This window comes from Variovorax sp. RCC_210 (assembly GCF_041355175.1).
Lineage (GTDB): Bacteria > Pseudomonadota > Gammaproteobacteria > Burkholderiales > Burkholderiaceae_C > Variovorax.
On the sequence record NZ_JBFUPJ010000001.1, the window covers coordinates 1,211,754 to 1,223,701 of the forward strand.

The window sequence follows — 11,948 nt, forward strand, 5'->3', positions numbered from 1 at the left end:
CATGGTCAACCTCGATCGCACAGTGACCACCATCGAACTCAAGTCGTCTACCTGGCCCTTCTTCTGGATCAAGTGGGCCACCGTATGGATTCTTGCGATGGCAATCTGGACAGCGTTGCGGCTGCCCGTGCTGCTGCTCCAAGGAGAGTTTCAAACAGCGTTGTATGCGGCCGTTCTGTTCTCGCCTCTGTACTTGGCCGCGTGGGTCGTGTGGAGGAATGTGAGCGTTCTGAGGTCGATCGTCGACAGGTGGATGTTGCCGGCGCTTTGGCTACTGGTGGTCTATTGCGTAGCCGTGATAGTCCTCGTAGCGATGGCACTGAGCGAAGGCGTGTCGTCAAAGACAGAGCAATTTAACAACCTCGCAAACGGCTTCTACGGCGTGATGGGTGTCATGCTAGTCGCTCCGGCCATTGCAGCAATCCTTTGGTGTCGAAAGATGAAGATCGACGGCCTCGATGCCTCGCTAATGACAGTGTGTGGCGGGTTTTCTCGCTCGAAGACCAACACGCTTGGGCATCGCCCGAAAGCCAATCCCCGAGGCTGGCTATGGATCGGCGCAGCGCTGGCCCTGACGATATGCGCGGACTACCTGCTGCCCTTGGAACTCCTCATGGAGAACGAGGCACTGCGGCCGCTACGTGATGCCGTCAACTTGCTCGAGCTTCTGGCCGTCTTGAGGGCACGGTCCGCATTTCAGCCAGACGCGGCTGCGCTGCTGGCAGCAGACCCGCGCCCGCCGGTGCTCTACCTGAGGTCCTTTTCGGACGATCTGGTCCGGCAGCGTTCCAACTCCGCAGCAAATCTCATCGATTACAACCTCGAGTCCAGACTCGCGGCTGATTTCTCTGCGAAAGGCCCCTTCGTCGCTGTTGCGGCTCCGAAGAGCAAGGCGATTACCTTGGGAGCAGCTCGTGCAAGCCTGACCGACGACCAATGGCAGGCCCAGGTGATCAAGTGGATGGACGAGTCATCGCTGATCGTCATCTTGGTCGGCGTAACTGCCTGGGTCGACTGGGAGTTGCGACAAGTGCTCACGCGAAAGCTCGAATGCAAGCTCCTGGTTTGCTTTCCCCAAATGGGCCTGCCAAATTTTTTTGCCAGGGACAGGCGGCTTCGATCTCGTGAAGCAGTCGCCCGCATGCGCCTCGACACCCTGCAGGCCGCATTCGTTGGAACCGACTGGCATGCGCAGTTGATGACGCTTCAAGATCCGACCACTTTGCGTTGCATCGTCTATCGGCCCGACGGGCAAGTCGTCGCGATCCGTGCGAAATCCAAGAGCAGGAACTCGCACCATCTGGCGGCGCTGATTGGGTGCTATCTGCTTGAGCGCGGTCAAGCTGCTGCGGTGCTTCGCTGAATACTATTGGAGCGGAATTCATTCGGAATCTGGAGCGAGCCGGAGGTGCCGGTCTAACGTGCCCGAATTTCCGCCTGAATCTCCTTGATCACGCCCTCCTTCGCCCGGTTGTAGACCTCCGGGTTCACCGGGTCGATCTCATGCGCGTGGTCCTTCGCGGCCTCGTACTTCGCGCGCAGGTCGGCCCGCTCGTTCAGGATCTTCATGAACGCCAGCGAGTCCACGTGCACCGGATCGCCCCGGTGGCACACGTGGATGTTGATGTTGAACCTGCGCCCTTCGTGCACGACGCTTGCGCACACATAGGGCTTCTCGTCGGTGTCCACCCACACGGGCCGGCGGTGGAAGCCGAGCCGCTCGAATTCGCGCTGCACGGCACGCAGGTCTTGCGCGCTGGCGATGGCGGCGGCATCGACCATGGGCTTGCCCCTCAAGCCCGCGATGGCGGTGCTGCCGATGTGCACGAGTTCGACGCCCTCGAGCCGGTCTTCCACATGGCGCTGCACGCGCGCGAACACCTCGGCATACGCAGGGCTGTAAGGCACGATGTTGCGTTGCTGCAGGCTCTCGTCGAAGGCATCGATCTTCATGGCGTCTCCTTGCGGTGGTGTGGTTGCCGCAGTGCGTTGCTTTGGTGTCGTGGGCGTCAGGCCTTGCCCTGCCCCATCGACCGCACGGCCTCGTCCCATTGCTCGAGCAGCTCGGGCCGGCGCAGCCGCCGTGCCGCCTGCCGCAGGTGCGGATTGCCCGCCAGGCGCGTGAGCAGCTGCAGCTTCTGCCGGGGCGTGACACCGCTGGCCACGATGGGCGCCAGCCAATGCCGCGCGGCTTCGGCCGCGGTGTCGCGCACCACCTTGGCCGCGCCCGCGACCTGCAGGCCCAGTTCGTTGCAGAAGGCCTGCAGCCGCGTGGGGCTGAGGATGGCGTCGGTGTGCTGCTTGTCGCCGCCCGGCATCAGCCGCAGGGCATGCCCCCTGGCGCCGTTGTAGAGCAAGGTCGCGGTGATGTCGTAGGCCGGCGCCAGCTGCGCATGGTGGCGGTCGCGGTAGAGCAGCCCGAGGTTTTTCAGGTGCATGTCGGCATTGCCCAGCAGCTCGTTGACCTCGATGCGCCGCAGCAGCTCGTGCACCGCCGGCTCGCCGCATTCGGGCAAGCCCAACAGCACGGCGGCGATGGCGAGGTAAGACTCGGCGTACTTCTGCTCGGGCGGCACGCCGAAGACCTGCGCGAAGTCTTCGAAGTGCACCTTGCCGCCCTTGACGTGATTGAGGTGAGCCTCGCGGTCGAAGCGGGTCACGGCGAGGAACTGGCCGTCCACCTCGTCGCCCAGGTCGTAGCGGTGCGGCGCGGCCAGGGCCGACATGGGCGCCAGCTCGAACCGGCACACGGCCACGCCCGCGAGGCCGGCCAGCGTCATGCTGAGGTTTTCGAGCTGCGGCATGCGCGCGTACTCGGACGACGGCAGCTTGGCGATGATGGCCGCGTCGCCCTTCGACGTGCGGCCCACGAAGCGACCCTCGGCGTTCTTGTTGACGCCGATCTTGGGCTGCACGCCCGAGATCGACAGCGCGTCCTGAAAGGGCTCGGACCACACCGAGGCCTCGAGCGCGTCCTGGTTCTGGGTGACCAGGCGCTGCAGCGTGGCGCGCGAGATGTCTTCCCACTCGGCGGTGACCGCGCCCGGCATGTTCTTGCCGCAGGCGGCAATCATGCCCATGTGGTCCAGCGGATCGATGCGGGCCTCTTCGGCCACGAAGCGGCGGAACACGCCTTCGGGCAGCAGGTTCTGGAAGAACGGCGGCAGCTGGTAGTCGCCCTTGCCGCCGAGCACGGTGTTGAATTCGGGCCGGGTCACGTCGAGCCAGAACGATTGCTGCTGCGCCGGGTCGGCCGCGCGCATGGACTCCGAGAGCACATCGGCCTCGTCCCACGGCAGCCGCGCGTAGCCCTCGTCGGCGACGAAGCGCATCACGGGCGGTGACGCGGGTTGCTCGTACTTGAACAGGCAACCGATGCGCCGGCCATACAGCTTGATGACGAGAACGGGCACGTTCATTTGCGGCGCTTTCTGGTGGCAGGGGCGGCGGGAACGGTGGGGGCCGCCGTGGCCAATGCAGTCGCGGCGATGGGTGCCACGGCGTTTTTCTTGAGGCCTGCCAGCCGGCGCTGCACGGCGGACAGCACGTGGGCCGAAGCAGCGGGCGGGCTGACCGCGTTGGTGGTGGCCTGGGCCCTTGCCTGGGTCGGCACTGGCGCTGCATCGCGCAGGTCGAGTTCGGGCAGCGCGCGCTTGAGCGCCCGGGGCACGGTGGCGAGGTCGAGTTGCAGCACCTCCATGACGGCCAGCAGGGTCGACACCTGCACGTCGTTGCCCTTGAACAACCGGTACACGGCCTGGCGGCTCACGCCAGCCTGCTCGGTCAGCTGTCGCCGCGTCAGGCCGCTGGCGAGCCGGGCGGCTTCCAGGCGTTGGGCCAGTTCCAGCGAGGTGCTCATGGTGTTGCGTATTCGATGATATTTATCGCAACTTACCGTATTCGCAACCTTATTGCAAGTTGCGTATTCGATACGTTTTAGATAATTTATCGTATTCGATACGAAGTTGAGGCGTTCGGAGGGCGCAGCGGCTCTTCGTGCGCTGGAAGACCTGGGAGCGGGCACGCCGCTGCGCGCCGTGCCCGCCCCTCCCTTCACGCCCCTGCGAACGGGGCGCTACTCAACAGGCTTGGTTCAAGCCTTCTTGTTCAGCTCGCTCGCGCATTGCTGGAACAGCGTTTGCGCCTTCTGCGCCAGCTCCCATGCGAGCCACAAGACGTTGTCGAGGTGCTCCTTGCTTTCGCGCTCGCGCCAACGGGTGCCGTCGCCGTGGCAGGCCCAGAGGAAAGAGGTCAGTTGCGCGAGCGTGTTCTCGAGCAGGTCCGAGGGGCCCGGGCCGTCGGGCATGGCGGGTGCGTTGGAGGGTGCCGGCCCGTAGGGCGGGGCTATAGTGCGATCAGCCATTTGTGGTGCGTTTTCTTTCAACGGTTTTGCACTTCATGTGGTCAGACGGTCGGAGCGGTTGTGCGCTCCGGCCGTCGCCTTTTGTGCCTGGTGTTTCTTTGGTGTCTTTGGTGCCTCGCGATTGCTGCCGATGCCCCATGCACCGGCGCATGCGCTGCGAGACCAAGCGGGTCCGGTTCAAAGGGGTGCTTGCGTGTGATGCCTTCCTTGCCCACGGGTGGGGCGTGAATGTCAGGGGCATTCACTTTAGGCAAGAGAGGGGCGCGCGGGGGGAACGGATGCGCTAGAAAGTCTCAGTTCGCGCGACTAAGTCGTGTGGCTGAACATTGACAACAATTCGGGCGCTTTGTAAACCGATGAAGCCCCTGGAGAACATGCGCGTTGTTCTCGAAGGGCCGTCGCTTCACCAGTCACTTCGCGTTGCGCGGCCCGGTGCGTGGGCGCGGGCCGGCGCCCTGCGCGCTCAATGCATTTCCGCCAGCGCCTCGCGCACGCCCTGCTCCTGCAACGGCGTGTCCGCGCCTTCCAGGTGCAAGGCCGCGTGCGCCGGCACGGGCGTGGCGCAGTCCTTGTGGATCACGCCGTCTTTCATGACCAGCTGCACCTTGGCCGGGTCCGTCAGCAGCGCCAGGTTCTGCAGCGGATCGCCATCGACCAGCACGATGTCCGCCAGGAAGCCGGCCTTCAGCTGCCCCAGTTCGTCGGGCCGCTGCATGATCTGCCCGCCGAGCCGGGTCGCGGCCATCAGCGCCTCTTTCGGGGTCATGCCGATGTAGTCGACGAAGTACTGCAGGTCGTTGGCGTTGGTGCCGTGCGGCATCCACGCAAAGCCGTAGTCCCCGCCGGGCAGGATGCGAATGCCGCGCTTGTGCATCTCGCGCAGCGAGGCCGACGCAATCTCCAGCTCGCGCTTGTAGCCCATCTGCGTGGCCACGGCTTCGGTGATGCCGTACTCGGCCGCGTTGTAGGTGGTGCGAATCAGCCAGCCGATGCCGGGCGCCACGAAGTGCTTGTCCTTCGCGGCTTCGAGCATGTCGAGCGCTTCGGCATCCGCAAAGCTCGCGTGGTAGACCATTTCGATGCCGTGGCGCACGCACTGCTTCACCGATTCGCTGGAGCGCGCATGCGCGGCCATGCGCTTGCCGTAGCGCTTGGCCTCCTGGGCGAGCATGGCCACTTCTTCTTCGGCGAAAGGCGACATCTCCGCCGGCAGCCCGGCGATGTATTCGCCCGACAGGTTGATCTTCAGATGGTCGACGCCGTACTTGATGAAGGTGCGCGCGGAGCGGCGGATTTCTTCCGGCCCGCTGCACACGCTGCCGAAGCTCAGCTCCTCGAACTTCATGTGCGGCAGGGTGTTGTCGCCCAGCGCGCCGATGGTGGTGATTTCCTGGCTGCCCGCGAGGTAGCGCGGGCCGGGGAATTCGCCGGCCTCGATGGCGTTGCGCAGCACCACGTCGAGCCGCGGCTTGGCCGCCGCCGCGCCGATGGCCGATGTCCACCCCATGTCGAGGTAGCGCTTGGCCACGCGCACGCACCACAGCATGTGCTCCTCGGGCGGCATGAACTGGATGGCGGCCAGCGAAGGCTGGTCGTTCCACGAGAAATGCGTGTGCGCCTCGGTCATGCCGGGCATCAGGAAGCGCCCTTTGCCGTCGATGACGCGCGCGTCGTCGGTGCTCACGCGCCGCGGGCTGCGCGCCACGTCGACGATGCGCTTGCCCTCGACCAGCACGTCGCCGGTGTAGGTGTCTTCGCCCGAGCCGTCGAAGATGCGGACGTTGGTGAATGCAATGCGGGTCATGGCTTGTCTCCTCCGGCCCGTGGCGCCGGACATGGGTTGATGAATACGTGATCGCCTGAAAGAAAAAAGATGTCAGCGCAGCGCGGCGTAGAACTGCTGCAGCTCCTGCATGCAGCGCTGCGGCTTCTCGAAGGTCGTCCAGTGGCCGCAGCCTTCGACAACCACCTGCCTGGCGCCCGCGATGCGCGCGGCCATGGCGGCCACGTTGGCAGGCGGCGCCACGCCGTCTTCGTCGCCGGTCACCAGCAGCACGGGCACTCCGATGCGCTCGATGTCGGCCGACTGCGCGCCGGCCAGCGCCTCGCAGCTCTGCGCATAGCCTTCGGGCGACTGGCGCATCACGCTCTCGCGCACCAGCGCCAGCACGGCCGGCTGTTGCGCCTTGGTGTCCTGGCTGGTGGCGCCCTTGACGATGGCGTCGGCAATGTCCTGCAGGGCCGCCGCGCCGCCACGCGCCGCGGTGGCGCGCGCACGGATGTTCGGGCGACCCGCTTCGGGCGGCGCGACCAGCGGCCCGAAGAGCGCCAGCGACCGCACCTTGCCCGGGTTGCGCACCGCGAAGTGCTGCGCCACGATGGTCCCGAGCGAATGCGCGGCGATGTGCAGCGACTCGACGCCCAGGCTCGCGAGCAGCGCCTCGAGCGCCGAAACGTAGCCTTCGATGGACAGCGCCTCTTGCGGCAGCGCGGAACGGGCGCTGCCCGGCAGGTCGGGCCGAATCGCCTGGAAGCTCGTCATCGCCGCGAGCACCGGCGTCCATGTGTTCGACGAGCCGCCCAGCCCGTGGATGCACAGCAGCGCCTCGCCGTTGCCGTCGATTTCCACGGCCATGCCTTGAATGATTTGCGTGGTCATGGCGGTGCTCAGACGAACTTGTTCTCGATGGCGCCGAGCCGGTCGATCTCGACCCGCACCACGTCGCCCGCCTTCAGGTAGCGCGGCGGTGCCATGCCCATGCCGACGCCGGCCGGCGTGCCGGTGGCGATCACGTCGCCGGGGTACAGCGTGATGCCGCGCGAGATGGTCTCGATGAGCGTCGGAATGTCGAAGATCATGTTTTCCGTCGGGCCGTCTTGCCGCAGCTCGCCGTTCACCCAGCAGCGCACGCGCGTCTTCGTGCCGTCGAACTCGTCCGCCGTCACGATCCACGGACCCATCGGGCAGAAGGTGTCGAAGGACTTGCCCATGTCCCACTGCCCGTGGCGAATCTGCACGTCGCGAGCGGTCACGTCGTTGACCACCGTGTAGCCGAACACGTGCGCCATCGCGTCGCCGCGCGCGATGTTCTTGCCGCCCTTGCCGATGACCACGGCCAGCTCGGCCTCGTAGTCGATCTGCGTGGACACCGCGCCGGGCAGCAGCACCTCGTCGTGCGGGCCGACCACGCATTCGGGCACCTTGGTGAACACGATGGGCCATTCGTCGGTCTTAGCGCTGTTGTCCTTGAAGACCGAGGCCGACAGCTCCTTGGCATGCGCGTGGTAGTTGCGGCCCACGCACCAGAGGTTGCGGCGCGGCTTGGGCAGCGGTGCGTCGAGCGTCACGTCGGCCACCTTGACGGCGGCGCCGCTGGCCGCGGGCAGCGTGCCGCCTTCGGCCAGCGACTCGATGAGGTGCAGGGCCCCGGCGGCGGCCTGGGCCGGCGTGAGGGCCAGGGTGTTGATCGTCTGGCCGTCTTCGGACACGAGTCCCACGTGTCGGGTGCCGTCGGAAATGTAGGTGGCGATGCGCATGGCTGCTGGCTCCTGTGAGGTGTTGTTGCGAAGGGTTGTCGCGGGGATGGCGCAACTTTAGAAACGGGCGGCCGCGGCCGCTTATCGGTGCATCCGGCGGCGTATCAAGGAGTCAGGTGAAGTGCTAGGGACTTACCCGATGGGGCCATTTCGCGGGCCTCGCGCGGGCGAACAATCGCGCCGTAGACCCCACGAACGACGAACCAAGGACACGGAGACATGGCGGAGGCATACGCACTGCATGAAGGCGCGTTCGGCACGGCGATCGTCCTGGAGTCGCGCGCCAACCTGGTGGCGCACGCGCATTCGGAATCGCAGCTGGCCTTCTGGCTCGGCGGCACGCATGCGGTCGCCCATGTGGGCAACGAGGTGGTGCCCTACGGCGAGAACGTGGCGCTGGGCGTCAACGCCTTCGAGGCGCACGACATGGTCATGGAGAGCTCCGGCGGCTGCCTCTTCCTGGTGTTCATGATCTCGCGCCAGTGGCTGGACGACCTGGGCAATGCCACCGGGCGCAGCTTCAGGTTTCCGTCGCCGCGCGTGCCCATCAACGCGGCGCTGCGCCGCTCGTGCTGGCGCGTGCTGGACCTGATCATTTCGGCGAGAGGTGCGCGCCCGGCCATCGACGACGAGGTGGAGCGGCTGCTGGAAACGGCGATTGCCACATCCACCGCCGGTGGCGTGGAGCCGCCAGTGAACGGCATCGGTGGGGTCGGCGGCGTCGGGGTCATGCTCGACCAGCGCCTGCGCAGTGCCATCGCCTACATGCGCGAGCACGTGTCCGAGATCACGACCATCGACGAGATCGCGGCCAAGGTGGGCTTGTCGCGCGGCCACTTCTTCGCGCTGTTTCGCGACCAGCTCAACACCACGCCGCAGGTGTTCTGGAGCGGCGTGCGCGTGGAAGAAGCCATGCGGCGCGTGGCCGAAGGCAGCGCGCTGACCGACGTGGCGCTCGACCTGGGGTTTTCCGCGCCGGGCAATTTCTCGCGCTTCTTCAAGGAGCACACCGGCGTGTCGCCTTCGATCTTCAAGCGCGCGACGCGCGACCCTTCGCCGGTGACGGTCACGGGGATTCCGAGGGAGCCGAGCGTCTAGCTTGCGTTGGGGCGGCCCCCGCGCTCACCAGCCGTGGAACCGCCCCCACGTCTGCAACGCGCCGTCTTCCCCCAGCGCGTGGTATTCCGGAAACTGCGCCCCCGTCGCGCAGGCATGGTTCGGCAACACGCGCAGCCGCGTGCCGATGGGAAAGCGCGCGGCAATGTCCGTGTCGGCCGTGCCTTCGCGCGACAAAATGCCGTGCTCCTGGTTCGCGCCGCTCAGCACATAGCCCTCGAGCACGGTGCCATCCACCGCGCACACCTGCCCATAGCCGAAGTCGCGCTTCTGCTTCTGCGTGCCCCGGTCGCGGCTCATGGCCATCCAGCCGGCATCGACGATGGCCCAGCCCTTCTCGACCTGGTGGCCGATGACGGTGGTGAGCACGCTGAGCGCGATGTCGCTCTCGCTGCACACGCCCACGTTGCGCATCACCAGGTCGAAGAACACGTACACGCCCGCCCGCACCTCGGTCACGCCTTCGAGCGACTGCGCCATCAACGCCGTGGGCGTGGAGCCGACGCTGACCACGGGGCACGGCAGGCCCGCATCGCGAATCCGCTGCGCGGCGTGCACGCAGCCCGCGCGCTCCTGCTCGGCCATGGCGCGCAGGGCCTCGGGCGTGTCGAGCTCGTAGCTGGAGCCGGCGTGCGTCATCACGCCGCCCAGGCGCATGCCGCCTTCGTGCAGCGAGCGCGCGACCTGCAGCAGCGCGTCTTCCTCGGGGCGGATGCCGGAGCGGTGGCCGTCGGTGTCGACCTCGATCAGCACGTCGAACACCTCGCCGTTCGCGCGGCCGAACTCGGCGATGGCGCGCGCCGACTCGGCGCCGTCCGTGATGATGACCAGCGCGCAGCCGCGCCGGCGCAGTTCCATCGCATGTTGCAGCCGGTGCGGCGCCATGCCGACGGCGTACAGGACGTCGGTGAAGCCGTGCGCGAAGAACTGCTCGGCCTCTTTCAGCGTGGACACGGTGATGCCCTGCGCGCCCGCATCGCGCTGGGCCCTGGCCACGTCGATGCACTTGGTGGTCTTCACATGCGGACGAAAGCGCACGCCGAGCGCGTTCATGCGCTGCTGCATGCGCTCGATGTTGCGCTGCATGCGCGTGCGTTCGATGAGGGCTGCGGGCGTGTCCAGGGTGTCCAGGGTGTCGAGCGTGGCGAGTGTGTTCATGGGTTCTCTTCAGGTGTTCAGGTCCGCGGCCCGTGGGCCGAACGATTGCAGCCACGGCAACGCCGGCGCCAGCGTGTCGCCCTGCAGCTCGGGCGGCGGCGCGCCCTGCGGCAGCGACAGGCCCACGCGGTTGTGCCAGAAGGTGCGCAGCCCGACCGCCGAGGTGCCGAACATGTCGTAGCCCGAGCCGGCGACGAAGGCCGCATCCGCCGCCTTCACGCCGAGCCGGTCGAGCGCCAATTGGTACGGGCGCGGGTCGGGCTTGTAGAAGCCGGCCTCCTCCGACGTGACGACCACGTCCCACTCGATGCCCAGCCGCGCCGCCGCCTGGTGGCCGAGCCGCTTCGAGCAGTTGGTGACCACGGCCAGCTTGCAATGCGGCTTCAGCGCCAGCAGCAGCTCGCGGGCGCCGTCCCACACGGGCAACGTGTGCCACTGGGCTTCGAGCGCATCAGGGGCCGAGGCGGCCATGCCGGTGTTGCGCGCGGCGTCTTTCACGAGCTGTTCGTAGGGCACGTAGGCGCCGCAGCCGTAGGTCAGGCGCAGGTACTCGGCGCGCCAGGCGCGGCCCTTGTCCTCGGCGCCGGCGGCGGTGTTCCACACGGCCCAGGAATCGAGCAGCGCGGTGAGCAGGTCGAACAGCACGGCGCGGGGGTAGCGCGCGGAATCTTGCAGCGCTTCTTGCGGTCGATCCTGCGGTCGGTCTTGCGGGGAAGTGGGTGTGTGCATGGCCACGGACTCTACGTGCCAAGACCCCGCCTGTGCTTCAATGTGCGCTCATCAATCGTTAAGCACACGTTAATGATCCAGGTCGAAGACATGCAGCTCGCCGCCGCCCTGCTGCGCGAGCCTTCGCTGAGCGCCGCGGCCCGCGCGCTCGACGTGACGCCGCCGGCCCTGTCGATGCGCCTGCGCAAGCTGGAGGCCACGCTGGGCCTGTCGCTGGCCACGCGCACCTCGCGCCGGCTGGCCCTCACGCCCGAGGGCGAACGCTTCGCGCGCGAAGCCGCCGCGCTGCTCGGGCAGATCGAGGGGCTGCGCGAATCGATGCAGCGCGACGACCAGCGGCTCACGGGCACCTTGCGCATCGCCGCGCCGTTCGGCTACGGCCGCCAGTACATCGCGCCGATGCTGGTGCGCTTCGCCCGCCTGCACCCCGGCCTGCACATGCAGCTGGACCTGCGCGAAACGCCCTGGCCCGACCGGCACGACGCCGACGCGGTGATCCACATCGGCGCGGTGCGCGACTCGTCGTGGGTGGCGCGCACGCTGAGCGACAACGAGCGCTGGCTGTGCGCCAGCCCCGACTACCTGCGCCTGCGCGGCACGCCCCACCTGCCGCGCGACGTGATGGCACACGACTGCATCTGCATTCGCGAGAACGACGAAGACGTGACGCTGTGGCACCTGCGGCCGGCGACGACGGGTGCATCCGTTCGACCTCGGCCCGCGAAGACTGGCGCGGCACTTCGAACCCGGCCGATGAAGGCCACCACCCGCGAAACCCTGCGCATCAGCCCCGCCTACGTGACCAACGACGGCGCCGTGGCCCGCCAGTGGGCCGAGCAAGGCATGGGCCTGGTGCTTCGATCGCAGTGGGACGCGGCCGAGTCCGTGGCGCGCGGCACGCTGGTGCGCGTGCTGCCCGACTGGCAGTTCGACAGCGCCCCGGTCACGCTGCTGGTGCCCAGCCGCAAGGGGCGCACGGCGCGCGTGCAGGCCATCGTCGCCTTCCTGGTCGAGAGCTTCGGCACCGCCGGAAAGTAGCTGCGCG

At 67.2% G+C, this 11,948-nt stretch carries 12 protein-coding genes; 3 read left to right on the top strand and 9 right to left on the bottom strand.

What is annotated here, in order from left to right; translation table 11 throughout:
- The first annotated feature begins 1 nt into the window (after position 1).
- A complete protein-coding gene (locus AB6807_RS05695; RefSeq protein ID WP_371083817.1) occupies positions 2–1,363 on the top strand; it encodes a hypothetical protein in 1,362 nt (453 codons plus the stop codon).
- Between the two features lie 53 nt (positions 1,364–1,416).
- On the opposite strand, the gene AB6807_RS05700 is transcribed toward AB6807_RS05695, so the two are convergent.
- The 7 genes from AB6807_RS05700 to AB6807_RS05730 form a co-directional block, all read right to left on the bottom strand.
- Positions 1,417–1,953: a GrpB family protein gene (locus tag AB6807_RS05700; protein ID WP_371083818.1), complete on the bottom strand. Its 537-nt coding sequence runs from the start codon at positions 1,951–1,953 to the stop codon at positions 1,417–1,419.
- A 56-nt stretch (positions 1,954–2,009) separates the two neighbouring features.
- Positions 2,010–3,419, bottom strand: coding sequence for a type II toxin-antitoxin system HipA family toxin (locus tag AB6807_RS05705; protein WP_371083819.1), 1,410 nt, complete (start codon positions 3,417–3,419; stop codon positions 2,010–2,012).
- Positions 3,416–3,859 (bottom strand): helix-turn-helix domain-containing protein, encoded by a 444-nt coding sequence (locus tag AB6807_RS05710; RefSeq protein WP_371083820.1) that lies wholly within the window; start codon positions 3,857–3,859, stop codon positions 3,416–3,418. The genes AB6807_RS05705 and AB6807_RS05710 overlap by 4 nt, the downstream gene beginning before the upstream one ends.
- Positions 3,860–4,093: 234 nt before the next feature.
- On the bottom strand, positions 4,094–4,363 hold the full coding sequence (locus AB6807_RS05715; RefSeq protein WP_116907713.1) for a hypothetical protein: 270 nt from the start codon (positions 4,361–4,363) through the stop codon (positions 4,094–4,096).
- A 463-nt stretch (positions 4,364–4,826) separates the two neighbouring features.
- A complete protein-coding gene (locus tag AB6807_RS05720) occupies positions 4,827–6,167 on the bottom strand; it encodes an amidohydrolase family protein (RefSeq protein WP_371083821.1) in 1,341 nt (446 codons plus the stop codon).
- 72 nt (positions 6,168–6,239) lie between these two features.
- Complete coding sequence (locus AB6807_RS05725; RefSeq protein WP_371083822.1) at positions 6,240–7,022, bottom strand: alpha/beta fold hydrolase; 783 nt, start codon at positions 7,020–7,022, stop codon at positions 6,240–6,242.
- A gap of 8 nt (positions 7,023–7,030) precedes the next feature.
- Positions 7,031–7,900, bottom strand: a complete 870-nt coding sequence (locus AB6807_RS05730) for a fumarylacetoacetate hydrolase family protein (RefSeq protein WP_116907710.1) — start codon at positions 7,898–7,900, stop codon at positions 7,031–7,033.
- A 219-nt stretch (positions 7,901–8,119) separates the two neighbouring features.
- Here AB6807_RS05730 and AB6807_RS05735 point away from each other — a divergent pair, with 219 nt between their 5' ends.
- Positions 8,120–8,998 (top strand): helix-turn-helix domain-containing protein, encoded by an 879-nt coding sequence (locus tag AB6807_RS05735; RefSeq protein ID WP_371083823.1) that lies wholly within the window; start codon positions 8,120–8,122, stop codon positions 8,996–8,998.
- 24 nt (positions 8,999–9,022) lie between these two features.
- On the opposite strand, the gene AB6807_RS05740 is transcribed toward AB6807_RS05735, so the two are convergent.
- A complete protein-coding gene (locus tag AB6807_RS05740) occupies positions 9,023–10,174 on the bottom strand; it encodes a DSD1 family PLP-dependent enzyme (RefSeq protein ID WP_371083824.1) in 1,152 nt (383 codons plus the stop codon).
- A 9-nt stretch (positions 10,175–10,183) separates the two neighbouring features.
- A complete protein-coding gene (locus tag AB6807_RS05745) occupies positions 10,184–10,903 on the bottom strand; it encodes an HAD family hydrolase (protein ID WP_371083825.1) in 720 nt (239 codons plus the stop codon).
- Between the two features lie 72 nt (positions 10,904–10,975).
- On the opposite strand from AB6807_RS05745, the gene AB6807_RS05750 reads away from it, so the two are divergent.
- On the top strand, positions 10,976–11,941 hold the full coding sequence (locus tag AB6807_RS05750; RefSeq protein ID WP_371083826.1) for a LysR family transcriptional regulator: 966 nt from the start codon (positions 10,976–10,978) through the stop codon (positions 11,939–11,941).
- Positions 11,942–11,948: the final 7 nt, after the last annotated feature.